The organism is Streptomyces sp. NPDC001514 (assembly GCF_053597075.1).
Genome location: NZ_JBSFHO010000006.1, coordinates 22459 through 49388, shown reverse-complemented (window position 1 = coordinate 49388; position 26930 = coordinate 22459). Strand labels below are relative to the sequence as shown.

The following is a 26930-nucleotide window of genomic DNA, read 5'->3' as shown; positions in this document are numbered from 1 at the left end:
ATTCCGCCGGTCACGCGGACCGGCACGACGCACCCTGGGGGGGTGGAACACACGGATCAGAGAGGACTGACGGACCGATGACGGTCTCCCCCACCAGGATGAACAGGCGTGTGGCCGGAGCCGACTGGGCGGCTGTCGCCGCGGAGCTCGACGCCTTCGGCTGCGCGCCGACGCCCAGGCTGCTCACTCCCGCGGAGTGCCGCGGCGTTGCCGGGCTGTACGACGACGAGGAGCGGTTCCGCACCGCCGTCGACATGGCCCGGCACCGCTTCGGCTCCGGCGAGTACCGCTACTTCACTCATGACCTGCCGGATGTCGTCCGGGAGTTGAGGGACGCGCTGTATCCGCGCCTGCTGCCCGTCGCCCGGGACTGGGCGGCGCGGCTCGGCCGTCCGGCGCCGTGGCCCGACAGCCTGGAGGAGTGGTTGTCCCAGTGCCACGAGGCCGGACAGGACCGGTCGGCGCAGATCCTGCTCCGATACGGGACAGGCGACTGGAACGCCCTGCACCGTGATGTGTTCGGCGAGATGGTCTTCCCGCTCCAGGTCGTGATCGGCCTGGACGCGTACGGCACGGACTACACGGGCGGCGAGTTCCTGCTGGTCGAGCAGCGGGCGCGGGCACAGTCACGGGGTACCGCCACCCCGCTCCGGCAGGGCCACGGGCTGGTCTTCACCACCCGCGACCGGCCGGTGCGCTCGGCGCGCGGCTGGTCGGCGGGGGCGATGCGGCACGGAGTGAGCGTCGTCCGCTCGGGGCGACGGCATGCGCTTGGGCTGGTCTTCCACGATGCGGCCTGACCGAGGTACGGGCCTCGGTGCGGGGCGCCTCCGGCGGTTCGGGCCCGCCCGGGCCCGCCCGGTACCGGGTGGGCGCCCGGGGTGTCCGTCCTCAAGCGCCGGACGGGCTTGGTGCGGCTGCTGTCGGTGGGTGGCGGGTCGGGGCCCCTCCGGGCTCGCCTCCTCGGAAATCGGTGGGTACGGCGTCGTCCGGTACCACCGCCCGATTTCCTGCGGGGGCGACCCTGCACGGCCCCGCCCCGGCCGTCCCCCGACTGCAGGTCGGGGGGGTGACCCCGTGGCTTGTGGGCAGTCGTTCCGCAGGGCGGAACGGGTGGGCACAAACCCGCCCACCGGGGCGAGCCACGACCGGTGACCATCCCCGGGGACGCGCAGGGGTCGTGTTCGGGACACTAAAGCGTGATTTGTGGCGCGCGGCGTGGGCGATGACTGGTGGGTCCGGGGTTTGCGCGCGCCGTAAATCATGCCGTCCCGGATACGAGCCCCGGAGCGGACCCGGGACGGCAACCGCCAGGTACCGGGCACCCCCGACCACCCAGCCCGTCCGGCGATTGAGGACGGACACCCGGGTCGCGCCCGCGGTACCGGCGCGCACAGCCCGTCCGGCGTTTGAGGACGGACACACCGGCCCACCCGGTACCCGCACCGCGGCTCTCAGAGCCCCCAGAAGGGCCCGCTCAGGCCCACCTCGGCGAAGTAGGCCGCCGCGGTCGCCGGGTCGCGGCGCCGGTAGCCGCGGTCGAGTCGGCCCGTGTACCAGCCGCGGGCCAGCCGCCAGAGTGTGGCGAGGTCCATGACGTAACCGCGTGACTCGCCGGTCCGCCCCAGCCAGCCGTCGACGCAGTCGGTGGAGCAGAACAACCGCTGGTGGGCGCATGCGTGGACAACGTCGTTCCACACGTGGTCGGCGGGGACGAGGAAGTGCGCCACCTGGGCCCCGGGCGGCGGGGCTGCGCGTCCGACGACCCAGGCGTGCGGTGTGTCGCAGGCCCGGCAGCGGGTGGCGACGAGGACGTCGGGTTCACCGGTGAGCAGATGCGGCACGGCGAAGGAGTCCCAGGCGCAGCCGCCCCACCACAGTGTCCGGGTGCCCATCCTTGATCTTGCGTGGGTGTCCCCGGCTTCGGCCGGGGAGGGAAACGCATCCTTGGCGCGGAGGTGCGAAGCGCCGGAGTTCTCTTCGTTGTCAGTGGCCTCCGCTAGGTTGATCACACATGGGCCGAAGGGGGGTGGGTCGGGTGATGCGTGCGTACAAGTTCCTCATGCGGCCCACCGTGGGCCAGCAGATCGCGCTCGGCGAGATGCTGCGCGATCACTGCTCCCTCTACAACGGGGCGTTGCAGGAGCGCCGGGATGCCTACCGGCATGTCTCCAGGACGATGGTCCGGTACGGGCAGCAGTCCGCGCAGCTCAAGGACATCCGGGCATTCGACCCGCAGCGGCAGGGCCGGTGGTCGTTCTCGTCCCAGCAGGCGACGCTTCGCCGACTGGACAAGGCGTTCGCCGCGTTCTTCCGCCGCGTCAAAGCCGGAGAGAAGCCTGGCTATCCCCGGTTTCGCGGGGTGGGCCGGTTCGACACGGTGGACTTTCCCAAGGACGGGGACGGCTGCCGCTGGGACTCCACCCCGCATGACCCGGTGACCCGCGTCCGCCTCCAGGGCATCGGGCACGTCCGGGTGCACCAGCACCGCGCCGTGGTCGGCAAGGTCAAGACCGTCTCGGCCAAGCGCGAGGGCAAGCGCTGGTACGTGGTGCTGACCGCCGAGCAGTCCGAGCCCGAGCCGCTGCCCGCGACCGGCAGCGTGGTCGGCATCGACATGGGCATAGCCTCGTTCCTCACCACATCCAACGGTCAGCGCGTCGCCAACCCGCGCCACGGCCGCAAGGCAGCCGCGAAACTCGAAGCCGCACAACAGGCCCTCTCCCGGTGCAAGCGCGGTTCGAAGCGCCGTCGCAAGGCCGTCGAGCGCGTCGCGACCCTGCACCGTAAGGTCCGCCGCCAGCGCCTGGACCACGCACACAAGACCGCTCTCGGCCTCGTGCGCGAACACGATTTCATCGCGCACGAAGACCTCAAGATCCGCAACATGGTCAAGACCCCCACGCCGAAGCCCGACCCCGACCAGCCGGGCGCGTTCCTGCCCAACGGGGCCGCCGCCAAGGCGGGGCTGAACCGTTCGATCGCTGATGCCGGATGGGGGGTGTTCCTGACGATCCTGAACGCCAAGGCTGAAAGCGCCGGACGGGAAGTGATGGCCGTGGAACCCCGCAACACCTCCCGGCGGTGCCCCGAATGCGGGCACACCGCCAAGGAGAACCGGCCCACCCAGGAGAAGTTCCACTGCACCGCGTGCGGCCACCAGGCACACGCGGACACGGTGGGCGCCCAGAACGTTCTACGGACCGGGCTGGCCCGTCGCGACGCCCAACCGGCATAGCGAGAAGCCCCCGCGTTCACGCGGGGGAGGAGTCACGACGGAGAAGCCGAGGGTGACCGCGGCGAAGGGGTGGGCCATGACGACCCGCTCGCCGCCGGGGGTCTGCGGGTCGTCGAGGACGAGATCGCGGTGCTCGTGCAGGGCCCGCAGAGCCTGCCGTACCTCGGCGGGGCTCCGGCCTGTTGCGGCGGCGAGGGCAGCGGTGTCCGCGGGCCGTCCGGTGCGTGCGAAGGCGTCGTAGACGGCGAGGCGGACGTCCTCGGCCGGATCCGGTGCGGGGTGCTGGTCGGTCATCGCTGGTTCCTGTCCGTACGCGAGGTGGGCGGGGCGTGCTGGGTGCTCGGGGTACGTGCCCAGCGTGCGCCGCGGCGGGCGCGTGTGTCTTGAACGCCGGTGTGCGTCGCGGGTCCGGTCGCCGCTTGACCCTTACGCCACGTCAGGCTTCACGCTGTACCGCGACGAAAGGCAGGACCACCATGAGTTACTCCGTCGGCCAGGTCTCCGACTTCGCCGGGATCACCGTGCGCACGCTGCACCACTACGACCGGACCGGGCTCCTCTCCCCCACCGAGCGCAGTGCTGCCGGCTATCGCCTGTACAGCGACGCCGATCTGGCCAGGCTCCAGCAGATCCTCTTCTACCGGGAGCTCGGCTTCTCGCTCGAGGAGATCTCCGCCCTTCTCCAGGACCCGGAGGCCGATGTCCTGGAGCAACTGCGGGCCCGGCACAGGGTGCTCGGTGAGCAGATCGAGAAACTGCGGCGGCTGGTGGAGGTCGCGGAGCATGCGATGGAGGTGCAGCAGACGGGTGTGCGGCTGACGCCGGAGGAGCGGTTCGAGGTGTTCGGGGAGATCGCGTTCGATCTGAGCTACGCCACGGAGGCGCAGGTGAAGTGGCAGCACAGCGAGGGCCACCAGCAGGCCATGGCGAGCGCCGCCGCGCACACCAAGGAGGACTGGGCGCGGCTCATGGGCGAGGCGGCCGTCTGGCGGAAGGACCTGTTGGCCGCGTTCGACGACGGGGAGCCGGCGGACGGTGAGCGGGCGAGGGAGCTCGCCGAGGAGCACCGGCAGCACATCGCCCGCTGGTTCACCCCGTGCCCGCAGGACATGCACATCCGCATCGCCGACGATTTCGCCTCGAGTCCGCGTGCGTTCGCCCTCGTCGTGCCGCCGTCGCAGCAGCGGCCCGGGCTGGCCGCCTATCTGCGGGCCGCCGTTCACGCCAATGCGGTCCATGCCGATGCCGCCGGGCCGGCCCTTTCTGGAGGAGACCGGTGAAGATCCTGATCACCACGGCCGGTTCGTACGGGGACGTCGCCCCGTACACGGGACTGGGCGCCCGGCTCCGGGAGGGCGGGCACGAGGTCGCGCTCGCGGCGCACGAGTCGTTCGCCGGGCTCGTACGGGACGCGGGTCTCGCGTTCCGGCCGCTGCCCGCGGACCCGAGCGGTCACGGTCCGGCCGCGGGCGGACGGGAACTCGTGCGCGCTGCCGTCGAGTTCGCCCGGCGGCTCGGTCCCGGCCTCGTGGATGCCGTACCGGACGGCGACGGCACCGAGTTGCTGCTGATGTCGACCACGACGGCTCCTCTGGCGCGGCACATCGCCGAGGCCCGGGAGATCCGCTCCCTCGACGTGCGGCTCCAGCCGGACGCCCCGACGCGGGACTTTCCGCCGCCGGTCGGGGGTGCCCGTTCACTGGGCGGCTCGGGCAACCGGGCGCTCGGCCGATTCTCGCTGAGGATGGTGGACCGTGTCTTCGCCCCCGCCGAGGCGGACCTGCGCGCCCGGCTCGGGCTGTCCCCGGTGTCCGGCGCGGAGCTGCGCAGGCGGCACGAGGCGGAGGGCAGGACGGTCCTGTACGGGTTCAGCGAGGCCATGGTGCCGCGGCCCGCGGACTGGCGGGGAGGGCTGGAGGTCGTCGGCAACTGGTGGCCGTACCACGACGCGGCCGCTGAGCTGCCGCCCGCCGTCGAGGACTTTCTCGCGGCGGGGCCGCCGCCGGTGTTCATCGGCTTCGGCAGCATGGGGGGCGGTGAGGGCGAGCGGCTCGGCGCGCTGACGGTCGCGGCGCTGCGCAGGGCCGGGCTGCGCGGGATCGTGCAGTCCGGGCGGGCGGGGATCTCCGTCGAGGGCAACGGCATCCTCACGGTCGGGGAGCTGCCGCATGCCCTGCTGTTCCCGCGGACGGCGGCGGTGGTCCACCATGCGGGCGCCGGGACCGCGGCGGCGGCCCTGCGTGCCGGAGTGCCGTCCGTACCGGTGCCCGTGGCGGCGGATCAGCCGTTCTGGGCGGGCCGGTTGGCCGCCCTGGGCGCGGCGACCGCGCCCGTGCCGTTCAGGAGGCTGACGGCGGCGCGCCTCGCGGACGCCCTGAGCCGTGCCGTACAGGAGGCGTCGTACGCGGCGGCAGCTGCCGCGGCGGCTCGTCCCATGGCCATGGAGGACGGGGCGGGGCAGGTCGTGAAGGCGGTCGAGCAGCTCGCCGGCTGAGCCGCCGGCGTGCTCGGTGAGCTCGCCGGGAGCCTGAGCAGGGCCGCGGCGCGGCGGGCGTCGGGCAGCGCGTCCAGCGCCTCGAAGGCGGCCCGCGCGGCGCCGAGCTCCGGACGAGCGCCTTCGTCGTCTCCTGCGGCGCGGTCGGCTGCGGCCGGCGCCATGCGGACCTGCGCGGCCTCGTACGGGACCCCGAGCTCCAGCCACAGCGCCGGCGCTTCGCGCAGCACACGCACGGCACGCTCGGGGACGCGGTCGGCGAACGCGACCGCGCTGCTCGCCTCCGCGGCTCGTGCAGCACGGTGGGCGCGGACTCGCGCAGCCGCCCCCACGCGCGGGCGATCGCCTCCAGCTCGTCCACCGCCGCTCGGGCCTCGCCGAGCCGGCCGAGGGCGAGCGAGATCTCGACCTGGGCGGCGAGCAGCCGGCCACGGTCGAGCCGGCCGTGTCATGGGCGCCGTTCCCGTTTCCGTCTCTTTGCTCGTTCGCGCCCTGGCCTGCATTTCCGCCTTCTCGTCCGAGGGCAAGGCGGAGCCCGGCGGCCGATGAGGCCGCCTTGCCCTGGGCCAGGCACAACGGGGCCAGGCCGGGCTGCGGGTCGCGGTCGAGTTCGTGGGCGCGGCTGTACGAGGCCTCGGCGGCGGCCGTCTCGCCGCGCCTGAGCTGGATCCCCCTCGGGAGCGTTGACGGCGGCCGTGGCTGCCGTCGTCACGGTGAGCGGCCCGGGAGGGCACGCGAGCCGGGCAAGATCCGCAGGGCACGCCGTGGCCGAGGCCGGCTGCCGGTCGGCGCGGTCGTTCATGGCGGGCGACCGATCCATCGGCCTGTGATCGGCGGTCGCTTAACCGATCCCGCCGCCTCCCGCCGATGCGTCCGCGGAGATCCGCTTCGCCGTCTCGCCCGGCCCGGGCGACGAGAGGGGCAGGGCGGGCCCCGCTTCAGGGACCGTTCGGCCCATGCGGGGTCGCGCGCGGACGACGAACGTGGGTCGTGCACGACGGGAGGAAGCACGATGAAACGCCCGACACGGATCGCCCTCATCGGCCTCGGCAATGATTTCCGGCACGACGACGGGGTGGGCTGGGCGGTCATAGACGAACTGCGGAGGCGGGCCGCCGGCCGGCCGCTGCCACCGGGAACCGCGCTCAGCACCTGCGACGGAGACCCAGGTCGGCTCATCGGCCTGTGGCACGAGAGGGACCTCGCGGTGGTCGTGGACGCCGGCCACGCGTACCCGGATCACCCCGGCCGTGTGTCCCGCCTGGAACTGGACGGGCGGCAGCTCACCAGCACAGCGCCTGCCGTCTCTCATGGACGTGTTCTCGGCGAGGCCGTCGAACTTTCGCGTCTCCTCCGACGCTTGCCGGGACGGCTCGTCGTGTATGCCGTCCAGGGCGTCAACTCGGCACTGGGCAACGGGCTCACCCCCACGATCGCCGCGGTGGTCGAGCCGGTCGCCGGGAGAGTCGAGGAGGAGATCGCCCGCCACCGGGACGCGGCTTTGTCCGACTGCCGCTGAGCGTTGCCCGCCGTAGGCCACGAGTCACCGGTTCTGGAAGTCAGGGGAGTTCGAGGCAAGGGAGTGATCCCGATGACGCGTACGGCACTTGTCGCGTACGGCACCAGGAACGGCTCCACCGCGGAGATCGCCCGGTTCATCGCGTCCGTCCTGCGCGACGAAGGGCTGCGGGCCGACGTGCGGCCCGCAGCCGAGGTGCGGGACGTCGGTCCGTACGACGTCGTCGTGCTCGGCGGTGCGATCTACGGGCGGCGCTGGCACCGGGACGCGCGGCGCTTCGCCCGCCGCCACCGTCGCGCCCTGGCCGATCGGCCGGTGTGGTTGTTCAGCAGCGGCCCGCTGGATGCCTCCGCATCGGAGCGGGAGATCCCGCCGGTGCCGGGGGCCCACCGGGCGGAGCGCCGGCTGGGAGCGGAGGAGCATGTCACGTTCGGGGGGCGACTGCAGGCGGGTGCGCGCGGGCGTGTCGCCCGGATGCTCCTCGAGCAGGGGCGCGGTGGGGATTTCCGCGACTTCAAGCAGATCGCCGAGTGGGCCGAGCGCATCGCGGCGGATCTGGTGGCGATCGAACCGGAACGGCGTTGAGCCCATGGGCGCCCGGCTGCGGGGGTACCGGTGGCGATGGCGGCGCAATGCGCTGCGCCGCAGGTCGGATGCCGTCGAGGCCTGGACCGCACTCGCCCTGGGGACGACCCTGTTCCTCGGTGGGCCTGCGGCGGCGCTGGCCGCGGGCTGGTCGGTGTACACCCAGGACCGGGCGACGGCGGCGGAGCAGGCAGCGTCCAGGGAACGCGTACGGGCCGTGCTGCTCCAGGACGCACCTCCGCCGATCCCCTCGGCCGAAGGGATCGTCAACGTGGAGAAGTACCAGGTCGCCGTCCGCTGGACCGCCCGGGACGGCGGCACCGAGGTGGGTGTCGCGCCGGTGTCGGCCGGGTCGAAACGCGGAGAACGCACCGACGTCTGGCTGGACGCGCAGGGCCGTGTCGCCGCGTCTCCCAAGGGGGACGCGGACGTCTGGCTGGAGACCTTCGCCGCCGGCTCGGGAGCGGCGGCCTGCACCGCGCTCGTTGTCGCCGGCCTGCGGATGGCCGTGCGCCGGGCGGCCGACCGGCACCGGATGGCCGAGTGGGAGCGGGACTGGTCCCGCACGGAACCCGAGTGGAGCCGGCGACGGGCCTGACCGGCCCTGCGCCGGGCCACGTGGCCCCCTGCCGCCGAACGATCCGGGCAGCCTTGCTCCACCGCACACCCAACCTGCCTGCGCCCGTGGTCGTGGTCGTGGTCGTGGGCCGATGATAGGGACCGTTCGGCCCTGTTGCGCCGTTCGCCGAGCCGACATGATCAAGTGGGACCACCAGAGCTTCAGGGGGATGACATGTCCGAGGCACCGGTCTTCTCGGCGGAAGCGCCCATCAGGGTGTTCCTCCTCGACGACCACGAAGTGGTCCGCCGCGGCCTGCACGATCTGCTCGACGCCGAACCCGACATCGAGGTGGTGGGCGAGGCGGGGACGGCCGAGCAGTCCCTGGCCCGGGGTCCCGCGCTGCGCCCGCATGTCGCGGTCCTCGACGTCCGGCTCCCGGACGGCGACGGCATCACGGTCTGCCGCGAGCTGCGCTCACGGATACCGGAGCTGGCCTGCCTCATGCTGACGTCCTTCGACGACGAGGACGCCCTGCTGGACGCGATCATGGCCGGGGCCGCCGGATATGTACTGAAGCAGATCAAGGGCTCCGATCTGGTCTCCGCCGTACGCACCGTGGCGACCGGGCAATCGATGCTCGATCCCGCCACGACCGCGCGACTGATGCGCTCGCTGCGCACCACCACCCCCGAGACCGCTCCCCGCGCCGAGGACGAACGGCTGGCCGTGCTCACGGACCGGGAGCGCGCCGTGCTCGATCTGATCGGTGAAGGACTGACCAACCGTCAGATCGGCAAGAAGCTCTACCTGTCGGAGAAGACCGTCAAGAACCACATCTCGCGCCTGCTGTCCAAGCTCGGTGTGGAGCGCCGCGTCCAGGCCGCCGTCATCGCGGCTCAGTTCCATGAGCACGAGGAACCGCACCGCTGAGGAGCGGTCACCGCAGGGCCCCGCCCGTCACCGTCACCGCGTGCCGGGCCTCATCCTGTGCTCGGCCTCATCGCGTGCCCGGCCTCACCGTGTGCCCGGCCTCACCGCGTGCCGGGCAGCGGCACCCGCCACACCAGCCGCGTGCCGCCGGCCGCCCCCGGCACCACGGTCAGCTCGCCGCCCTGCGACGCGGCACGTGCCGCCAGATTGCGCAGTCCACTTCGCCTGCCGTCCGGCGTGATGCCGACACCGTCGTCGATCACGGTCACGGTCAGCGTCCCGGTGTGCGCGACGATCGAGACCTCGGCCTTCGAGGCCCGTGCGTGGCGGGCGACGTTGGCGAGTGCCTCGCCCAGTACGGCGATGACCTCGTCGGCCGCCGGGCGCGGTACGTCGGTGTCGATCAGACCCTCCATACGCAGCGCCGGGGCGAAGCCGAGCGCCGGGGTCGCTTCCTCGACGGCCCTTACGGCACGGACTCTGAGTCCGGGTGATGCGCCGGGTGCTTCGTGTTCACGGAGGCCGAAGATGGTCGATCGGATGATCTTGATGGTGGAGTCGAGGTCGTCGATCGCCCGCCCCAGGCGCTCGGCCGCCTCCGGGTGCTGGACGAACCGCTGGGCGCTCTGGAGTGTCATGCCGGTCGCGAACAGCCGCTGAATGGCGAGATCGTGCAGGTCCCTGGCGATACGGTCGTGGTCGGCCAGCAGGATCATCTGTTCGGCGTCCCGTCGCCGGTCGGCCAGTTCCAGGGCGAGTGCGGCCTGGCCGGCGAAACCCGACAGGGGCGCTGTCTCCGTGTCGGTGAAAGCGGGACGGCCGACGCCCCGGGCGAGCATCAGCACACCGCGCAGACCTTCCTTGTCTCCCACCAGAACGGCCGCTGCGGGCCCACAGCCCTTCCACCGGCCCGGCCGGAAGGTCACCCGTGGGTCGTTGGCCACGTCGGAGGTGGTGACCAGGCCGTCCTCGCTCAGCAGCGCGGCATTGGCGAACGTGCCCTCACCGCTCGGCAGCACCACGCCCAGGTGTCTCTCCGCCCCTTCTCCGAGGGCGAGGGCGGCACGCAGGGCGCCGTCGCGCTCGGCCAGGTAGACGACGCCCACTTCGGCCTCGGTGATCCGCCGGGCGCTGCCCAGCATCATCTCCAGCACCTGGGCCTCCGAGGAACCGGAGAGCAGGGCGCTGCTGAACTCCGCGCTGGCGGCCAGCCATTGCTCCCTGAGGCGGACCTCCTCGTAGAGACGCGCGTTCTCGATCGCGATGCCCGCCGCGACGGCCAGCGTCGAGAGAACCGCCTCGTCCTCGGCGTCGAACTCGGCCCCGCCGCGCTTCTCCGTCAGGTAGAGGTTGCCGAACACGTCGTCACGCACCCGGATGGGCACACCGAGGAACGAGTGCATCGGCGGATGGTGCTCGGGGAAGCCGGACGAAGCCGCGTGCTCGGACAGCTCCGGCAGCCGCAGCGGTTGGGGGTGCCTGATCAGTTCCCCGAGCAGCCCGTGTCCGGACGGCAGGTCGCCGATCTGTTCGCGGCGCTCGTCGCTGATGCCCACCGGCAGGAACTGGGACAGCTTCTTGTCGTCGCCGATCACCCCGAGCGCTCCGTACTCGGCGTCCACGAGGACCACGGCGGCCTGCACGATCTCGCAGAGCACCTGCGGCAGATCCAGCCCCCGGCCCACGGAGAGCACGGCTTCCAGCAGTCCGTTCAGCCGGTCCCTGGTCCCGCGGACCTCGTCGATGCGGACCTGGAGCTCTTCGAGGAGCTCGTCGAGCCGCAATCGAGGAACTCGGCCGCCGTCGCCCGGGACGTCCCCGCCCATGACTCCTCCGCCGGTATCGAACGATCATGGTGCACTGCGCGCCATCTCACGGTAGCTCGGTGCGAGCGCTCGTGCCCGGTACATCCGGTTACTGCCCGTACTGCCCGGGCACGCACACCGTCGCCGTCCGGACGCCACCGGCTCGGGGCCTGTCGGTCCCGGCGGTGGACCCGTTCGGCCCTCGAACGGCCTCCGCCGCCGGCGGATCGTGGTCCTGGGGACCCAGGAGAGGAGTGGCGGAGATGAGGCACAGCAAGGTCGGAGACCTGATGGTGGACGACGTCATCTCGGTCGTCCCCTCGACACCGTTCAAGGCCGTCGCCAAGCTTCTCGCCGAACACGACATCAGCGGACTGCCCGTGCTGGACGAGGACGACAGGGTGGTCGGCGTCATCTCCGAGAGCGATCTCCTGGTACGGCAGGCGTCGGCCGGGCCGACGGGGCAGGGCGCCTCCGGCCCGGCCGACGACGGGAACGGCAAGGGGGACGCCCTCACCGTCGTAAAGCTGATGTCCGCGCCCGCCGTCACGGTGCATGCCGACGACACCGTCGCGGAGGCCGCCAGGACGATGCTCCTGCGCGGTGTGGAGCGGCTGCCGGTGGTCGACGAGGAGGAACGTCTCGTCGGCATCGTCACCCGCCGCGATCTCCTCCAGGTGTTCCTGCGCCCGGACCCGGAAATCCGCCGCCGGGTCGTCGGAGAGGTCCTCGTGGACACGCTGGGGCTTGCGCCCGACGCCGTTGACGTCCACGTCATCGACGGGGTGGTCACCTTGGAGGGGTCTCTGGAGCAGCGCAGCGCGATCCCCGTGCTGCTGCGGCTGACGGAGCAGCTGGACGGGGTGGTGTCGGTGAACGACCGCCTGACCGCGCGCGTCGACGACTCCGCGCCGACGGAGCGCGACCGGACCGCGCACGGGGTTCTCCGGTGAGCGGGGAAACGGCACCGGTCCGTCACCACGTGACCGCCGGCATGGACGGGTCGCCGGAGAGCCTCGCCGCCGCCGAGTGGGCCGCCGACGAGGCTGTGCTGCGCAAGGTGCCCCTGTACCTCGTGAACTCCGAGGAGTGGCCCCTGTCGGCGGCCGTTCCGGTGGCCGGCCCGACCGAGCAGCTCCGCTGGGTGGACAGGATGCTCAACGAGACCGCCGACGACCTGCGGCGGCGCCGGCCCGGGTTGGAGGTCACCACCCGTCGGCTGGCCGGGCGGCCGGCCGCGGCCCTGTCCGTCGAGGCGGGCGACGCGGACGTGCTCGTACTCGGCTCCCGTGGGCTGAGCGGGTTCATGGGCTTTCTCGTCGGCTCGGTCAGCATGGCCACGATCAGTGCCACCGAGCAGCCGGTGGTACTCGTACGGGCACCGAAGCGGCCGGACGAGCCGCCTCCCGTCCACACGGGCCCCTACCGCGACGTGGTCGTCGGCGTGGACATCCACCAGTCCTGCGACGAGCTCCTCGGCTTCGCCTTCGACGAGGCCGCACGGCGTGACTGCGCCCTGCGAGCCGTGCACGGCTGGACGTTCACGACGGCCCTCGGATACGCCCCCACGCTCGACCCTGGGGTCCAGCGGGACATGGAGCGGGAAGTCGCCCGTACCCTCAGCGGCCTGCTCATGCCCTGGCGGCAGAGGTTCCCGTCGGTGAAGGTCGTCGAGAAGACGCTCAACGGCTCCCCCGCACAGCAGCTGCTGGACTCCGCCGCCAATGCCGATCTGGTCGTCATCGGCCGGCGCATCCGCAGAGCTCCCCTGGGTGCACACATCGGCCCCATCGCCCACGCGGTCCTGCACCACTGCGCCACCCCGGTCGCCGTCGTAGCCCATGACTGACCGCTCATGACCGACCGCTTCGTCCGGCCGGAGACTTCCGTGCCTTCGCCACCACTCGACACCGCGACAGTGACAAGCCTCGTGGAGGACGCCACGGCGGCCCCGTCCATGCACAACGCACAGCCCTGGAAGTTCCGGTTCGTGCGCGACACCGGCGCGATGCAGCTGCGAGCCGATACCGAGCGCACCATGCCGAGGACGGACCCGGCAGACCGTGCACTCCATCTGGGCTGCGGCGCCGCGCTGTTCAATCTGCGGGTGGTGGCCGCGCACGCGGGCCGGGGACCGGTCACCACACTGCTTCCCGATCCTGCCGATCCCTTGCTGCTCGCCGAGGTGAGCCTTGCCGGACCCGTGCCTCCCGACGACGATCTCGCCGTCCTGCATCCCGCGATCCGCCGCAGGCACACCAGCCGGTTCCCCTTCACGGACGAGGAGGTCCCGGGCGGCCTCCTGGACGAGCTGTGCGGTGCCGCCCTGCTGGAGGGCGCGCATCTGTACGTACCCGATGCCTGGCACGTGCAGACCCTGCTGGACCTGGTGCACGACGCGGAAGGCCGCGAGTCCATGGATCCCCGGGCGCGCGCCGAGACGGCCCGCTGGACCCATACGGGTACCGAGGAGGAGGCACCGCGGCCGGAGGGGGTCCCCGCCTATGCTTTCGGGCCCCGGCAACGTGACGTCACGGCACCCGTGCGGGACTTCGCCGGCCGGGAGTCCGTTCCTGGCCGTGGCTCCGCCACCTTCGAGAAGGTGCCCCACCTCGCCCTGCTGGGCACGATGACCGACCTGCCCGTGGACTGGCTGCGAGCCGGCCAGGCGATGGAGCGGGTGCTGCTCCAGGCCACGCTCGACGGGCTGGTCACGTCCCTGACGTCCCAGCCACTCGAATGGCCGGAGCTGCGATGGGCCGTGCGCGATCCGGGATCGGCCATGGGGCACGTACAGATGGTGATCCGCCTCGGGTACGGCCCCACGGGGCCTGCGACGCCGCGCCGGCCGGTAGGAGACGTCCTCGACATCGTGTGACCCGCACGATCATGTGACCCGCACGCGTCACGGGCGCCACGTCGGGTGTCCGGTCGACGGGTCAGCCCGACGGATCCCGGCGGGGTGAGCGGCGCCCCTCGGAGGGTGGGGCGCTCTGCGCGTTCACGACCCTGCGGCCGGTGATCCGCGTCGGCGTGATCGCCAGCCACAGGCCGCGCTCTCCCCCGGCCCAGGGACGGGTGCGTGCCTCGGCTTCGAGTCGCCGCACGCCGTCGCGGTCGGTGACGGCGTGGCCCCGCCCCACGACCAGCACGCTCCAGCCCTGGCTGAAGACGTCGTCGATGTGGTCGACCTCGAAGGCGAGCTCGGCGCCGTCGGCCGCGGCCGGAACCGTACCGATGGCCGTGCGGAACGCGATCTCTCCCCCGGCGACCAGATAGTTGACCGGCACAACGGACGGGCCGCCGGGCGTGAAGACGGCCACTCGCCCCACCCCGTGCGTGGACAGCAGCTCACGGCATTCCTCGTCGTCGAGTTCGAGCAGTTCCGCGGTGCGTGCCGCACTCCCCCTGCCCGGCGGCTGATCGATCGTGCTGCCGGTGAGTTCCGCGACCGTCGTTTCCAGCGCGTCGGCGAGCCGGACTATGACGCCGATCCCGGGAGTGGCGGCCCGCTCCTCGATGTACTCGATGTAGGCGGGTGCGGCGCCGGTGCGCTCGGCAAGCTCGCTCCGGCTCAGTCCGAGCTCCTGACGGCGGGCAGCGACCCGCCGCCCGAGATCCGTGCGCTGACCGTGCACGTTCCCGGCGCCGGACTGCCTCGGTGTCGCCTTCTGCATGTTTCTCACGTCCCGAGGTCTTCGATGATCACGGCGTCGACACGGGCGACGCCGTGAGGGGCCATGGCCCGGGCCCGTCGGCCGCTGGGCCGGCGTCCGGGGCCCTGGTCGAGGACAGCCGCGTGCGCGTCCTGGTCGTCATCAGCCCCTTCCAGGGTCTCGCCGACGTGCGCTGCCGCAACCGGCCGCCGTCCTGTAGGCGAACGAGGGAATGAGGAACTGGGTGGTCGGACCGACCGCGAGCGCGTACAGAACGGTGCCGGGACCCACGTTCCCACCGAGCAGCCAGCCCACGGCGAGCACGGTGATCTCGATCAGGGTGCGGACCAGCCGGATGGAGCGCCCGGTCAGGGCGGACGCGCCGGTCATCAGGCCGTCCCGAGGCCCTGGACCGAAGCGGGCGCCGACGTAGACGGCGACCGCCAGTCCGTTGAGGAGCACACCACCGACGAGCAGGGTGACCCGGGCGGGGACTCCGAGGTGCTGGGGGACGAGCCAGAGACCGAGGTCGGACGAGCACGCCAGGACGACGACGTTGGCGACGGTGCCGAACGTCGGCCTCTGCTTGAGCGGGATCCACAGCAACAGCACGAGCGCACCCACGATGGCGGTGACCGTGCCGAAGCTGAGGAAGGTGCGCTTCTCCAGCCCCTCGCTCAGGACGCTCCAGGGGCTGAGGCCGAGCGAGGCCCGGACCATGAGCGAGAGGCTGAATCCGTACAGGGCGAGGCCGATGAACAGTTGGGGCAGGCGTCTCAGCGGACGCTCACCGAGGGAGACATAGGTGAGGGGGAGTTCGTGCGCGGAACCGGCTGTGTCCCTGTCGGTGCCCGCGTCCCTGTCCGTGCCCGCGTCCCTGTCCGTGCCCGGCTCCGTCACCGTGCCCGGCTCCGTGACCGTGCCCATGATGTCCTGCCGCATGCCTGGGTGCCTCCATCGTGTTCTCGTGAGCCTTCAAGGCCAATGGCGGCAACCCTGTAAGGTGATTGGCCCAGACAACACGGCCAATCCCGGGAGAATGGTGTGGCTGACCCGAATCCGTTCCCGCTCGTCGACAGGGCGGTCCGGACGGACCGCACCCTGGGGAGCCGACAGCTCGCCGCGCTGCTGCCCGACCCGGCGGGAGCGAGGCCCGCCTACCGTCACCTGGCCCAGGCCATCAGCACGCTGATCCTGGACGGACGCATCGCCCTGCACGTCAGGCTCCCCGCCGAACGGGAACTGGCCGCCGCCCTCGACACAAGCAGGACCACCGTCACCGCCGCGTACGACCTGCTGCGCGAGAGCGGGTACGCGCACAGCCGCCAGGGCGCGGGCACCTGGACGACCCTGCCCGAGGGCCGTGCCCCCAGCGGCGTCACCCGCCTCCTCGGCCCCCAGGACACCGCGATCGACCTGGCCCGAGCCGCACCCGGACTGCCGGAGCAGACGCTCGCCGAAGCCCTCGCCCAGGTCGCCCCTCAGCTGGCCGAGCACGCGCACACGCCCGGCTACCACCCCTACGGCCTGCTGGACCTGCGTGCCGCCATCGCCGAGCGTTTCACCGAGCGGGGCCTGGCCACCGTGCCCGAGCAGATCCTGGTGACCTCCGGCGCCCAGCACGCACTCACGCTCGTCCTGGGGCTGCTGTGCGGCCCCGGTGACCGGGTCATGGTCGAGAATCCGTCCTACCCGAACGCTCTGGAGGCGATGCGCCGCGCCCGGCTGCGCACCGTGTCGGTCCCCGTGACCGACAGCGGCTGGGACGTAGAGATCGTCGAATCGACCTTGCGCCAGGTGGTGCCCCAACTCGCCTATCTGATCCCCGACTTCCACAATCCGACCGGCTGCCTCATGCCCGAGCACGAGCGTCTCCGCGTCCTGCGCGCCGCGGAACGTTCCGGCACCTGGCTGGTCGTCGACGAGACCCTGGCCGACATCGCCCTCGACGTCCCTGCCCCGCCGCCCTTCGCCTCCCGCACCACGCCCGGTGGAACCGGCCAGGTCATCACCATCGGCTCGATGAGCAAGACCCACTGGGGCGGCCTGCGCATCGGCTGGCTGCGTGCCCCCGCGCGGCTCGTCACCGAACTCGCCGGCCAGCGGGTCGCCACCGACATGGGCGGCTCGGTCCTGGACCAACTCCTGGCCCTCGCGCTCCTGGGCCGGGCCGGGGAGCTCTTGCCTGCCCGACTGGAGCAGATGCGCCGGCAGCGCGCTGCGCTGGCCGCTGCCCTGGCCGAGCACATCCCGCAGTGGACCTGGCAGCTGCCGCCCGGCGGTCTGTCGCTGTGGGTCGACCTGGGCGAGCCCGTCGCCTCGGCGCTGGCCGAGCGGGCGCTGGAGCACGGGGTGCGGATCGAGAGCGGTGCCTACTTCGCCACCGACCCGGGCATCTTCGAACAGCGGCTCCGCATCCCCTACACGACGTCCGCAGATGACCTGCGCGAGGCCGTGCACCGCATGGCCGCCGCGCTCGCAGACGGCCTCCCGCTCACGTCGACCGCCCGACGGCCGCACTGGGTCGCCTGAGCGTGGCCTTCCCCGCCGTGCGCTTCACCGTTACACGCGCTCGGGGCGGCTCATCACACGCTCGGGCGGCCCATCGGGTCACGTCGCGTCGTCCCCGGCGTCCGCCATGACCTCCGGGCGGACGATGACGACCGGACAGGGGGCATGCTGGGCGACCTGCTGGCTCACCGAGCCGAGCAGCATGCGGGCGAATCCGCCCCGGCCGCGGTAGCCGACCACCAGCAGCTCGGCCCCTTCGGCGGCTTCCAGCAGCGCCTCGGTCGGGTTGCCCCGCACCAGTCGCTCGTGCACGCGGGTTTCACCCGTGTCGCCGAGCACCTCGCGTACCTCGCGGACGAGACCTTCCTTGGCGGCTTCCGCGTCGAAGTCGGCATCCACCGCGGGGGCCGACCAGCCGTGGGCCCCGGGCAGTTCGAACGCCGCCACCGCGTCCACCGTGGCTCCGATCAGACCGGCATGCTTGACGGCCCAGCGCAGCGCCCCGTACGACGAGGGCGAGCCGTCGATGCCCACGACGATGCGCGGCACCGTATCGCTCGTGCTCATGCCGTTCCACCTTTCTCGCAGTTCCGTGTTCCACGCTGCGCGACTCCTGGGCATTCCGCCAGGCAAGGGCAGCCGCGAGGAGCACGGCCCCCAGGGCCTGGGGGGCGGACCCGGGAGGGGCAGGAGGGGCACAGGTCGCCGGTCAGCCGCCCCAGGCCCAGTCGGCGACTTCGGGCATGTCGACGCCGTGCTCACGGATCCACGTATGGTGCCGGATCCGGGCGTCGGCCATGGCCTGGCGCACGGCCAGCGCCGTGACGCCCAGGCCGGGCACGCGGTCGATGACGTCCATGACCAGCCGGTAGCGGTCCAGGTCGTTGCGGACGACCATGTCGAACGGCGTGGTGGTGGTCCCGAACTCCTTGTAGCCGCGCACGTGCAGGTTCCCGTGCCCGGCGCGGCGGTAGGCGAGACGGTGCACCAGCCAGGGGTAGCCGTGGTAGGCGAAGACGACCGGCTTGTCGCGGGTGAAGAGGGAGTCGTACTCGAAGTCCGTCATCCCGTGCGGATGCTCCTTCTGGGGCATGAGCCGGGTCATGTCCACGATGTTGACGACGCGGACGGCGACATCCGGAAGGTGCGCCCTCAGCAGCCCGGCGGCGGCGACGACCTCTTGCGTCGGGACGTCCCCGGCGCAGGCCAGGACGACGTCGGGGGCACGCTCCCCGGTCTCCGTCCCGGCCCACTCCCAGGCTCCGGCGCCGCGGGCGCAGTGCGTGCGCGCCTCGTCCAGGGTGAGCCAGTCGAAGCAGGGCTGCTTGCCGGCGACGATCACGTTCACGTAGTCCCGGCTGCGCAGCGCGTGGTCGGCGACGCACAGCAGGGTGTTGGCGTCCGGCGGCAGATAGACGCGCACCACTTCGGGGCTCTTGTTGAGGACGTGGTCGACGAAGCCCGGGTCCTGGTGGGAGAAGCCGTTGTGGTCCTGGCGCCAGACGTGCGAGGTGAGCAGGTAGTTGAGGGAGGCGACCGGCGCCCGCCAGTTCAGTTGCCGCGATGTCCTGAGCCACTTGATGTGCTGGCTGACCATCGAGTCGACGATGTGGACGAAGGCCTCGTAGCAGGAGAACAGTCCGTGCCGTCCCGTGAGGAGATATCCCTCCAGCCAGCCCTGGCAGCAGTGCTCGGAGAGGATCTCCATCACCCGGCCGTCGCGGGTCAGGTGCTCGTCGGTCGGGACGGTTTCGGCCTGCCAGGCCTTTCCCGTGGCCTCGAAGACCGCCTGCAGCCGGTTGGAGGCGGTCTCGTCCGGCCCGACCAGCCGGAAGTTCCGGTGCGCCGCGGAGTCCCGCATGACCTGGGCGACCAGATCGCCGAGCACCCGGGTGGGCTCGTGCAGGGTCGCTCCCGGCTTGTCGACGGGCACGGAGAAGCGCTCCAGCGGCGCGATGGGCAGCTCCCGTACGAGAAGGCCGCCGTTGGCGTGCGGGGTGGCGCCGAGCCTGCGGTCGCCGTCCGGGACACAGGCAAGCACATGGGGGCGCGGCCGGCCCGCCTCGTCGAAGAGTTCCTCCGGACGGTACGAGCGCAGCCACGCCTCCAGCTGCGCCAGGTGCTCGGGGTTGTCGCGGACGCCCGCCAGCGGGACCTGGTGGGCGCGCCACGTGCCCTCGACGGGTTCGCCGTCGACCTGGGAGGGTCCGGTCCAGCCCTTGGGGGTGCGCAGGACAATCATGGGCCATCGGGGCCGTTCGGCCGTTTTCCCGTTGCGGGCGGTCTGCTGGATCTCGGCGACGCGGTCGAGCGCCTGGTCCATCGCGGCGGCCATGGCACGGTGGACGTGCAGCGGCTCGTCGCCGGTGACGTGCAGGGGTTCGTGGCCGTAACCGCGCAGCAGGTCGTCGAGTTCGGTCTGCGGGAGACGGGCCAGTACCGCCGGGTTCGCGATCTTGTACCCGTTGAGGTGCAGGATGGGCAGTACCGCCCCGTCGTGGACGCGGTCGAGGAACTTGTTGGAGTGCCAGGAGGCGGCCAGCGGTCCGGTCTCCGCCTCTCCGTCGCCGATGACGCACGCGACGAGCAGTTCGGGGTTGTCCAGGGCGGCGCCGTAGGCGTGTGCGAGGGCGTAGCCCAGCTCACCGCCCTCGTGGATGGAGCCGGGTGTCTCGGGGGCGACATGGCTGGGCACCCCGCCGGGGAACGAGAACTGCCGGAAGAGCCGGTTCATGCCGGCCTCGTCCCGGCTCACGTCCGGGTACGTCTCGCTGTAGCTGCCCTCCAGCCAGGAGTTGGCCAGGACGGCGGGCCCGCCGTGGCCGGGGCCCCAGATGCACAGGGCCGGCAGACCACGCGTTTTGATCACCCGGTTGAGGTGCGTATGGACGAGGTTGAGCCCGGGAGAGGTGCCCCAGTGCCCGAGGAGGCGCGGCTTGATGTGCTCCGGCCGCAGCGGCTCGGTCAGCAGCGCGTTGCTCATCAGATAGATCTGGCCTGCGGCCAGGAAGTTCGCCGCCCGCCAGTGTGCGTCCAGGTCGCGCAGTTCCTGCCGGCTCAACGCCGTCCGGCCATGACGCACGAGCTTGCCCATCGGACCCTCCGTAACGTCGTTGCACAGCAGACATATCGCACATCCCGGCTGTCTTCAGTCCCGCCGCGAAAAAGGGACCGCGCAGGGTCCCGGTGTCGCCGTGGCACTCGGGCGGGGCCGCGGAGAGGGGCGACCGGGGCCCTATGAGGGCCGTTCGGCCCTGTGCACGTCACGCTCAACCGGCGCCGCCGCGCGCGTCCGTCAGCGGCGCCGGGTCTGCGCCGCGCAGGGTTTCCATGTCGCCGTAGGCCGCGATCATCAGCTGGCGTCCGAGGTCCTGGACGGCACGGCTCGCGGCCAGTTCGTCACCGATTTCCGGAACATCCCAGTCCTCGGGCCTGCATCGGGCGACTCCGTGGCCGGTGAGCAGCGCAGCTCCGGTGTCCAGGTCCACGCGTGCCTTCGTGGTCCTGTCCTCCTCGAACAGGTACAGCCGGATCTTCCACTCCGCCGTTCGTGTCATGACGGCCCACTCCGTGCGCGCGCCGCAGGCTCACTGCGGCACCTGCATCGTTCCGCTGCCGTGGGGTGCGTAGAGATCGAGAAGCCGGATCCGGGTGGTCTGCAGCCGGTGTGAGACCACCTCGAGTACGCGGCGTGTGAGGGTCAGACCGAGCACGGGATCCGCTTCGCACAGGGCGCGCACCGCCTGGGCGTCGAATTCATGGGCCCGGACCAGGCTGAAGGCCTCGGCACCCAGCCGCCAGGCGTACGGAGGGACCAGCCACGACCAGCCGAGCAGATCACCATGGCCCAGGGTGTCGACCGTGGCCGCTCGGCGGCCGCGCGCCTGAAGGTCGAGGGTGACCGAGCCGGTGCGGATGATCCAGAACCGGTCCGCGGGGTCGCCCTCGTCGAAGATCCGTGTGCCTGCGGGCAACGCGACCTCGTGGGAGAGCGCCATCAGGCGGTCGTGTCCGTCCGGCGGAAGTCCATGGAGAAATGCGCTGTGCATGTGCTGCCTCCCAGGTCCGGGCACCGGCAGTGACTCCTCGGGCGGGCCCACGGCCTCGCGCGGGGCCACCGGCCTCGTTCACGCCACCAGCCTGCGCCCACGGGCACGCCGAGGGCATGGGCCGTTCGGGTCGGCCGAGGGCCCGAACGGATCCGGGATCGGGCCGAACGACGCACCCGCCGAGGGGGTCTGCGGCTCACACGCGGGCCGCGGCCCTCAGGTCGCGGTCGAAGGCACGGATGTCCTCTTCCGTGAGTGAGGTGCGGGTGTGTGCGATCGCCTGCAGGTAGTCGTCGGTGAGCCGGGCCGGGTCCTCGGGCTGTTGCGGGCCCGCAGCCAGGTGCCGTTCGAAGGCGCTCTGCGCGGCGGTGCGTGCCGCGTACTCGATGTCCGCGGGGGTGAACCGGCCGCTGGCCTCGACGAGCGCGTCGAGGTCGATCGCCGCGGACCGGTCGGGCCCGATGTAGCGGGTCCAGATGGCGCGCCGGGCATCGGCGTCCGGCGGGCCGACCGGGATGAGGTAGTCGAACCGTCCCGGCCGCAGGAAGGCCGGGTCCAGGCTACGGACCGCGTTGGTCGCGCAGATGAGCAGTCTGCGATCCCTGCGGCGGAACTGCGGGATGAGCTTGAGGAGCTCGTTGGTGACGCGGTGGGCCAGCGTGGTCGGATCACGCCGCTCGGAGGCGATCTCCTCGGCCTCGTCGAAGAAGAGCACCACCTGCTCCAGGTGGTCGACCCGTGAGAAGAGCTGCCGCAGACCGGCGGCCACCCCGTGCGGCTCGGCGGCGAGCTGATAGGGGAACACCTCGATGAAGGCCCAGCGCAGCCGGGAGGCCACCGCCCGGGCGAACGTGGTCTTGCCCGTGCCCGGTGGCCCGAACAGCACCACGGCACGAGGCGGCGCAAGCTTGAAGCGCTCCGCGTCCAGCGGATGCTCCAGCGGCAGCACGAGCCGCCGCTCGATCAGGCTCTTCTCCCCGTCCATCCCCGCGATGTGGTCCCAAAGCCCGGCTTCGGGCACCGCGCCGCCGAGCTGTTCCAGCAGGGTGGCCTCCGCCGAATCCGCGGACAGCACCTTCTCGAAGTAGCTGAGATCGGGTCGGCCGGTGTACCCCGAGTTCACGAACGCCTGCTCGCCGGCCTCCCCTCGCGGCAGCAGCGCCCCTATGCGGCGCACTCCCGCATGGGCCAGCCGCTCCTCGAGGGCGGCCAGCAGCGCGGACCCGATGCCGTGGTGACGCCACTGCCTGGCGATGGCCAGCCGCAGTACCCAGGCGCGTTCCTGCGCCGTCGAGGACACCGCGGCACCGACGACCTCGTCCCCCACCACGGCGACGACCGCGGGCGTGTCCACCCGGATGGCGCTGACCACCTCGGCGAGCGTCACGGCCGGGTCCGCAGGGGTGTCACGGGCCTCCTCCCAGATGCGCACCACCTGGTCGAGGTCGCCTTCCTCCAGATCCCGGACCCGCCACGGAGCCATCGTCCTCACCTCACGGGGCCATTTTCTCCTGGTACGTGCCCTGCGACCCGTCGAGGCTGCCGGCCGGTCCGACCGCCCGCGGTCTCACCGCCCCGTCCCCGGTCTCACCGCTCCAGGTGGGCCTCGGTGACCGCGAGCGCCGCCGCCATGATGCTCAGCTGCGGGTTGACCTCGGGGCAGCCGGGCAGCACGGAGGCGTCCGCGACCAGCACCCCGTGCACGCCGCGCAGCCGTCCCGTCGCATCGGCCGGGAATCGCTGCGGGTCGACGCCGGCGGCGACCGTCCCCGTGGGGTGGTACGCGGAGAGGTGCAGGTGCCGCGGACCCACGCGGGCGAGGATGTCGTCCAGTACGGCGAGGGTGCGGGCGCGCGGGGCCATGGGGATGCCGGTGAGGACCTCATCGGCTCCGGCGGCGAACAGCAGCTCGCCCATGGCGCGCACGGCCCGCATCAGGCGGCCCGCGTCACGGCGGTCGAGGTCGTAGCGGAGGAGGGTGCGGTCACGGCCGATGACGCGGCCCGACGGACGGTCGGCGATCATGGCGCCGAGGGTGGCCAGCCGGTCGGCGTCCTCCAGTTCGCGCCGGAGCTCGCTGCCGAGTCCGGGCAGGACGAAGGAGCCCATGCCGGGCGGGGTCGCGGTGGCCTCGATGAGTACGCCGCCGTCGTGGTGCTCCTCGACGCCCACGCTCTGGAGGACGCCCTCCCAGGCGGTGACCGGCTCGGGGAAGCGCCCGGCGACGCTGGTGGCCGGGTGGACACTGAGATTGCGGCCGGTGCGCGGGTGTCCGCCGAGCCCCGAGCGGCGCAGCAAGGGCGGTGACTGCAGGGCGCCCGCGGCGACGACGACGAGCGGGGCGAGGATCTCGAACTCGCCGCCTCCCTCCCGTCGTACGCGTACGCCCGCCGCACGCGGGCCTCCGGGGCGGTCGCCGTCCACGAGGATCCGCCGCACCTGTGCGCCGGTGACGATCCGGGCGCCCGCGGCGCAGGCGTCGGGGAGCACGGAGAGCTGCACGCTCTGTTTCGCGCCGGTCGGGCACCCCACGACGCACTGACAGGAGCCTTTGCAGCCGGGCGCGTTGCGGCGCAGGGGCGCGGCGCGCCAGTCGAGGCGCTCGGCTCCGGTGAGGGCGATCCGGCCGTTGTTGCCGAGGACGTCGAGGGGCTGGGGGGCCACGTGCAGGGTGCGCTCGACCTCGTCGAGGTACGGGCCGAAGCGGTCGGCGAGCGCGAAGCCGTAGTCCTTCGACCAGCGCGCGAGGACATGGCCGGGAGTGCGGTAGCAGGTGCCGGAGTTGACGACGGTGGTGCCGCCGACGGCCCGGCCCACAGGCAGCAGCAGGGGCGGGCTGCCCAGGGCGACGGTGGCGCCGCCGTCGCGGTAGAGCTCCGCGAACCGGTCGAGCGGGGTGCGCCGCCCGAACGACTCGGTGGAGTGGTGCTGTCCCTCCTCGAGCACGACGACACGCAGCCCGGCCCGCGCCAGTGTGCGCGCGGCCATCGCACCGCCGGCCCCGGAGCCGATCACGACGGCATCCGTGGTGGAGCGCGCGGGCCACGCATCGGCGGGCGTGCAGTCGAGCGGAGGATCCTTTCGGGTCAATGACGGTTTCCGAAGGCCCTGTTGGAGCATCCGCTCGGTCCCGGCGGCAAGCAGCACAGGCACTTTGAGCACGTCGAGCAGGGGCAGGAGCGCGGGGCGTGCGCCGAGGCCGCCGAGCACGGCCTCCCGCTCGGCGCCGGTGAGCGCGGCGAGCCTGCGGCCGGTCCGTGCCACGGCGTACGCGTCGATGGCGCGGGCCGCGCCCCGTACACCGGCGCGCGCGGGGTACGGCATCGAGTCGAGGACCGTCTCCAGCCTCCGGGGTACGCGTGCGGGCCAGTCGCCGCCGGTGACGGTGTCGTCGGTCGTGCCGTTCGCCGGGCCGTCGTCGGCGATCAGGGCGGCCACCAGTCCACCGAGGCTCATCGGGTGCCCACCTCCGCGTGAGCCGTGCCCTTCAGGGTCCACTCCGCCTCCGTACGCCAGCCGCCCGGCCACCACCAGCGCTCCAGCAGCACCACCGCGTCCGCGCTCTCGCTGTTGCGGCAGACCGCCTGTGCACCGTCCGGGTCGGTGTAGTCGAGGGCGAGGGTGCGGTTCTCGGGCTGGGTGACCTCGACGCGGATGCGGCGCAGTCCCGCACGCCCGGTCACGGTCCACACCGGCAGCCCGATGGCGGCGCGGAAGCGACCGGGTCCTGCCCAGCCGACGGCTGTACGCTCCGGCCTGCGCGGCCAGGTGCGGCCGCCCCGGCGCAGGCGCAGGAAGACCAGGGGCGGCAGGCGTCGCAGGCCGGGCCGCATGGAGACCGCGGCGACGATCTCCAGGACGTCCCCGCCGCCCAGGTCCGCGTGCAACCAGGCCCAGCGGCGGGCGTTGCCGTGGCCGTAGATCCGGGCGGAGGCTCCGGGCGCCCCGTCGAGCGTCAGGGTCGTGTCGTCGTACGTGAAGGTCCCGTCGTACGAGGACCGTGCGGCCGGCAGGATCTGGGCGGCCGGCAGGAGGGGGCGGCGCCAGGACCAGCGGGGAAAGGTGAAGAGCGGCGTGTCCGCGGCCTGTTCTGCGAGGTCCCAGCGCAGAGCGCCGGCCGAGCCGGTTAGCCGTCCGGGCAGGGCGGACACCCCGTCCGCGGCGAAGCCGGCCTCGCCCCCGGTCCACTTGGCGGGGCCGAAGCGGGCGTGCCGTACCGGCGCGTCCTTCGGGAACACCGCGGCCCAGCCGTGCGCGTACGGCTCGGATCCGTCTGCGGGCGCGGTGAGTTCGTGGTGGAGCCAGAGCCCGGTGCCGGTCGCCGGGTCGGTGAGCGTCGTGTACCAGACCTCGGTGCGGCCGGGCTCGCCGTTCCAGCGGGGGGCCATCAGTGCTTGCGGGTTCTCGCTCCGCGGGAAGCGGAAGCTCGCCAGGAACGGCAGGAGCCGCGTGGTCACCGGGAAGCGCAGTGTGCCCGCTCCGACCTGCACCCCGTCCTCGTACAGCGAGTACGGCAGAACGGTCATCGACGCGAGCGGTCTGCGCGCGGTCACGGACTTCCAGCCGTCGAGGGTGAGGCGGCGGCCGTCGGCGGTGAACGAGATGCGGTAGCGGATACGCCGCCGGGCCACCGGCGAGATCTCCAACTCCCCCTCGGCGCGGGGGTCGTCGGCCCATCCGGCGATGCGTATCCGGCCCGTGGTCCGCGCCTCGGTGGTGCCGAGAAGCCGCATGACGCGGTCCGCCGACACCTGGAGATCGAGGCGGACCTTGCGGGTCCGGTCCTCGCCGTCCAGCCGGACCGTGCCGAGCATCGTCTCGCTGAACGAGGTGCCTCGTGTGCCCCTGCTCGTGCTCGTGCCCTTACGGTCGCTGCTGCTCATGCGAGACCCTCCAGCATGATCCGCTCGGTCGCCGTCAGATACTCCTCGGCAGCACGCCGCGCGCCGCACTCGTCTCCGGCCGCCACCGCGTCGACCACCGGCTCCAGCCGCCCGTACGCGACGCCGGCGTCGACGAAGGGGCCCACGAGCGCGGCCCGCACCGGCAGATAGGCGTTGAAGAGGGTGTTGGTCAGCAGGACGTAGACACGGTTGCCGGTGGCGCGGGCCAGTGCCCGGTGCACCTCGATGTCGGCGAGCTGCACCGCGTCGCCGCCTTCGGCCTCCCGGACCGCGTCCAACAGGGTGCGCAGCTCGGTCCGGTGCTGTCCGGTCGCACGGGCGGCCGCCCGCTCGGCGATCAACGCGCCGATGCTGCGGCGCACTTCGAAGATCTCGCCGATCCAGTCGGGGCTGTGGCGCACGAGCATGGGCAGCAGATCGGCGCCGCCGAGCCGCGCGTAGTCGCGCACTCGCGTGCCGACCCCGTGCCGGGTCTCCAGGAGTCCGGCCTGGACGAGCCGGCCGAAGGCGTGCTTGAGGGTGGTCCGGGTGACTCCGTAGCCGTCGGCGAGCCGGCGCTCCGGCGGGAGATAGCTGCCGGCCGGGTGCCGCCCGGTGAGGATGTCCTCACGCAGTCGGCTTTCCAGGACATCGACGATGGTTTCGCGGGGCAGTGCCTCCACGCCATTCCTCCCGTG

At 72.4% G+C, this 26930-nt stretch carries 25 protein-coding genes; 12 read left to right on the top strand and 13 right to left on the bottom strand.

Annotated elements, in window-relative coordinates; genetic code table 11:
* The first annotated feature begins 77 nt into the window (after window positions 1–77).
* Entirely contained in the window at window positions 78–800 is a 723-nt protein-coding gene (locus tag ACWCXB_RS09230) for a 2OG-Fe(II) oxygenase (RefSeq protein ID WP_450720684.1), read from the top strand.
* A gap of 654 nt (window positions 801–1454) precedes the next feature.
* Here the strand turns inward: ACWCXB_RS09230 and merB are convergent.
* The gene (gene merB, locus ACWCXB_RS09225; protein WP_450720682.1) at window positions 1455–2012 is read right to left on the bottom strand and encodes an organomercurial lyase; all 558 of its coding nucleotides are present in this window, start codon (window positions 2010–2012) and stop codon (window positions 1455–1457) included.
* A gap of 26 nt (window positions 2013–2038) precedes the next feature.
* Here merB and ACWCXB_RS09220 point away from each other — a divergent pair, with 26 nt between their 5' ends.
* Complete coding sequence (locus ACWCXB_RS09220; RefSeq protein ID WP_450720680.1) at window positions 2039–3238, top strand: RNA-guided endonuclease InsQ/TnpB family protein; 1200 nt, start codon at window positions 2039–2041, stop codon at window positions 3236–3238.
* On the opposite strand, the gene ACWCXB_RS09215 is transcribed toward ACWCXB_RS09220, so the two are convergent.
* Entirely contained in the window at window positions 3197–3532 is a 336-nt protein-coding gene (locus tag ACWCXB_RS09215; protein WP_450720678.1) for a hypothetical protein, read from the bottom strand. The genes ACWCXB_RS09220 and ACWCXB_RS09215 overlap by 42 nt on opposite strands.
* A 182-nt stretch (window positions 3533–3714) precedes the next feature.
* On the opposite strand from ACWCXB_RS09215, the gene ACWCXB_RS09210 reads away from it, so the two are divergent.
* The 6 genes from ACWCXB_RS09210 to ACWCXB_RS09185 all read left to right on the top strand — a co-directional run bounded on the left by ACWCXB_RS09210 (window position 3715) and on the right by ACWCXB_RS09185 (window position 9328).
* Window positions 3715–4518, top strand: coding sequence for a MerR family transcriptional regulator (locus ACWCXB_RS09210; RefSeq protein ID WP_450720676.1), 804 nt, complete (start codon window positions 3715–3717; stop codon window positions 4516–4518).
* On the top strand, window positions 4515–5732 hold the full coding sequence (locus ACWCXB_RS09205; protein ID WP_450720674.1) for a nucleotide disphospho-sugar-binding domain-containing protein: 1218 nt from the start codon (window positions 4515–4517) through the stop codon (window positions 5730–5732). Before ACWCXB_RS09210 ends, ACWCXB_RS09205 begins: the two co-directional genes overlap by 4 nt.
* A gap of 1012 nt (window positions 5733–6744) precedes the next feature.
* On the top strand, window positions 6745–7251 hold the full coding sequence (locus ACWCXB_RS09200; RefSeq protein ID WP_450720672.1) for a hydrogenase maturation protease: 507 nt from the start codon (window positions 6745–6747) through the stop codon (window positions 7249–7251).
* Window positions 7252–7323: 72 nt separating this feature from the next.
* Window positions 7324–7836, top strand: a complete 513-nt coding sequence (locus ACWCXB_RS09195) for a flavodoxin domain-containing protein (protein ID WP_450720670.1) — start codon at window positions 7324–7326, stop codon at window positions 7834–7836.
* 4 nt (window positions 7837–7840) lie between these two features.
* Window positions 7841–8434: an Rv1733c family protein gene (locus tag ACWCXB_RS09190; RefSeq protein WP_450720668.1), complete on the top strand. Its 594-nt coding sequence runs from the start codon at window positions 7841–7843 to the stop codon at window positions 8432–8434.
* Between the two features lie 195 nt (window positions 8435–8629).
* Window positions 8630–9328: a response regulator gene (locus ACWCXB_RS09185; protein WP_450720666.1), complete on the top strand. Its 699-nt coding sequence runs from the start codon at window positions 8630–8632 to the stop codon at window positions 9326–9328.
* Between the two features lie 101 nt (window positions 9329–9429).
* On the opposite strand, the gene ACWCXB_RS09180 is transcribed toward ACWCXB_RS09185, so the two are convergent.
* On the bottom strand, window positions 9430–11154 hold the full coding sequence (locus ACWCXB_RS09180) for a GAF domain-containing protein (RefSeq protein WP_450720664.1): 1725 nt from the start codon (window positions 11152–11154) through the stop codon (window positions 9430–9432).
* A 242-nt stretch (window positions 11155–11396) separates the two neighbouring features.
* On the opposite strand from ACWCXB_RS09180, the gene ACWCXB_RS09175 reads away from it, so the two are divergent.
* Genes ACWCXB_RS09175 through ACWCXB_RS09165 form a run of 3 tightly spaced genes read left to right on the top strand, consistent with a single transcriptional unit; the run spans window position 11397 to window position 14011 of the window.
* On the top strand, window positions 11397–12086 hold the full coding sequence (locus ACWCXB_RS09175; protein WP_450720662.1) for a CBS domain-containing protein: 690 nt from the start codon (window positions 11397–11399) through the stop codon (window positions 12084–12086).
* Window positions 12087–12115: 29 nt separating this feature from the next.
* Window positions 12116–12982 (top strand): universal stress protein, encoded by an 867-nt coding sequence (locus ACWCXB_RS09170; protein WP_450720660.1) that lies wholly within the window; start codon window positions 12116–12118, stop codon window positions 12980–12982.
* A 6-nt stretch (window positions 12983–12988) separates the two neighbouring features.
* Window positions 12989–14011, top strand: coding sequence for an Acg family FMN-binding oxidoreductase (locus ACWCXB_RS09165; protein ID WP_450720658.1), 1023 nt, complete (start codon window positions 12989–12991; stop codon window positions 14009–14011).
* 61 nt (window positions 14012–14072) lie between these two features.
* Here ACWCXB_RS09165 and ACWCXB_RS09160 read toward each other — a convergent pair whose 3' ends face one another.
* Window positions 14073–14810 (bottom strand): helix-turn-helix domain-containing protein, encoded by a 738-nt coding sequence (locus tag ACWCXB_RS09160; RefSeq protein WP_450720656.1) that lies wholly within the window; start codon window positions 14808–14810, stop codon window positions 14073–14075.
* Between the two features lie 141 nt (window positions 14811–14951).
* Window positions 14952–15731: a membrane protein YczE gene (gene yczE / locus ACWCXB_RS09155; RefSeq protein WP_450720654.1), complete on the bottom strand. Its 780-nt coding sequence runs from the start codon at window positions 15729–15731 to the stop codon at window positions 14952–14954.
* 102 nt (window positions 15732–15833) lie between these two features.
* Between yczE and yczR the strand changes: the two genes are divergently transcribed.
* Complete coding sequence (yczR, locus tag ACWCXB_RS09150; protein WP_450720652.1) at window positions 15834–17321, top strand: MocR-like transcription factor YczR; 1488 nt, start codon at window positions 15834–15836, stop codon at window positions 17319–17321.
* Between the two features lie 78 nt (window positions 17322–17399).
* Here the strand turns inward: yczR and ACWCXB_RS09145 are convergent, their stop codons facing one another.
* The 8 genes from ACWCXB_RS09145 to ACWCXB_RS09110 all read right to left on the bottom strand — a co-directional run bounded on the left by ACWCXB_RS09145 (window position 17400) and on the right by ACWCXB_RS09110 (window position 26915).
* On the bottom strand, window positions 17400–17867 hold the full coding sequence (locus ACWCXB_RS09145; protein ID WP_450720650.1) for a universal stress protein: 468 nt from the start codon (window positions 17865–17867) through the stop codon (window positions 17400–17402).
* A gap of 142 nt (window positions 17868–18009) precedes the next feature.
* Window positions 18010–20394, bottom strand: a complete 2385-nt coding sequence (locus ACWCXB_RS09140) for a phosphoketolase family protein (RefSeq protein WP_450720649.1) — start codon at window positions 20392–20394, stop codon at window positions 18010–18012.
* A 175-nt stretch (window positions 20395–20569) separates the two neighbouring features.
* Entirely contained in the window at window positions 20570–20857 is a 288-nt protein-coding gene (locus ACWCXB_RS09135; RefSeq protein ID WP_450720647.1) for a dsRBD fold-containing protein, read from the bottom strand.
* A gap of 30 nt (window positions 20858–20887) precedes the next feature.
* Complete coding sequence (locus tag ACWCXB_RS09130; RefSeq protein WP_450720645.1) at window positions 20888–21349, bottom strand: cyclic nucleotide-binding domain-containing protein; 462 nt, start codon at window positions 21347–21349, stop codon at window positions 20888–20890.
* Between the two features lie 196 nt (window positions 21350–21545).
* A complete protein-coding gene (locus ACWCXB_RS09125) occupies window positions 21546–22832 on the bottom strand; it encodes an ATP-binding protein (RefSeq protein ID WP_450720644.1) in 1287 nt (428 codons plus the stop codon).
* 104 nt (window positions 22833–22936) lie between these two features.
* Complete coding sequence (locus tag ACWCXB_RS09120; protein WP_450720642.1) at window positions 22937–24805, bottom strand: FAD-dependent oxidoreductase; 1869 nt, start codon at window positions 24803–24805, stop codon at window positions 22937–22939.
* Window positions 24802–26232: a hypothetical protein gene (locus tag ACWCXB_RS09115; protein WP_450720640.1), complete on the bottom strand. Its 1431-nt coding sequence runs from the start codon at window positions 26230–26232 to the stop codon at window positions 24802–24804. The genes ACWCXB_RS09120 and ACWCXB_RS09115 overlap by 4 nt, the downstream gene beginning before the upstream one ends.
* Window positions 26229–26915 (bottom strand): FadR/GntR family transcriptional regulator, encoded by a 687-nt coding sequence (locus tag ACWCXB_RS09110; RefSeq protein ID WP_450720638.1) that lies wholly within the window; start codon window positions 26913–26915, stop codon window positions 26229–26231. Before ACWCXB_RS09110 ends, ACWCXB_RS09115 begins: the two co-directional genes overlap by 4 nt.
* Window positions 26916–26930: the final 15 nt, after the last annotated feature.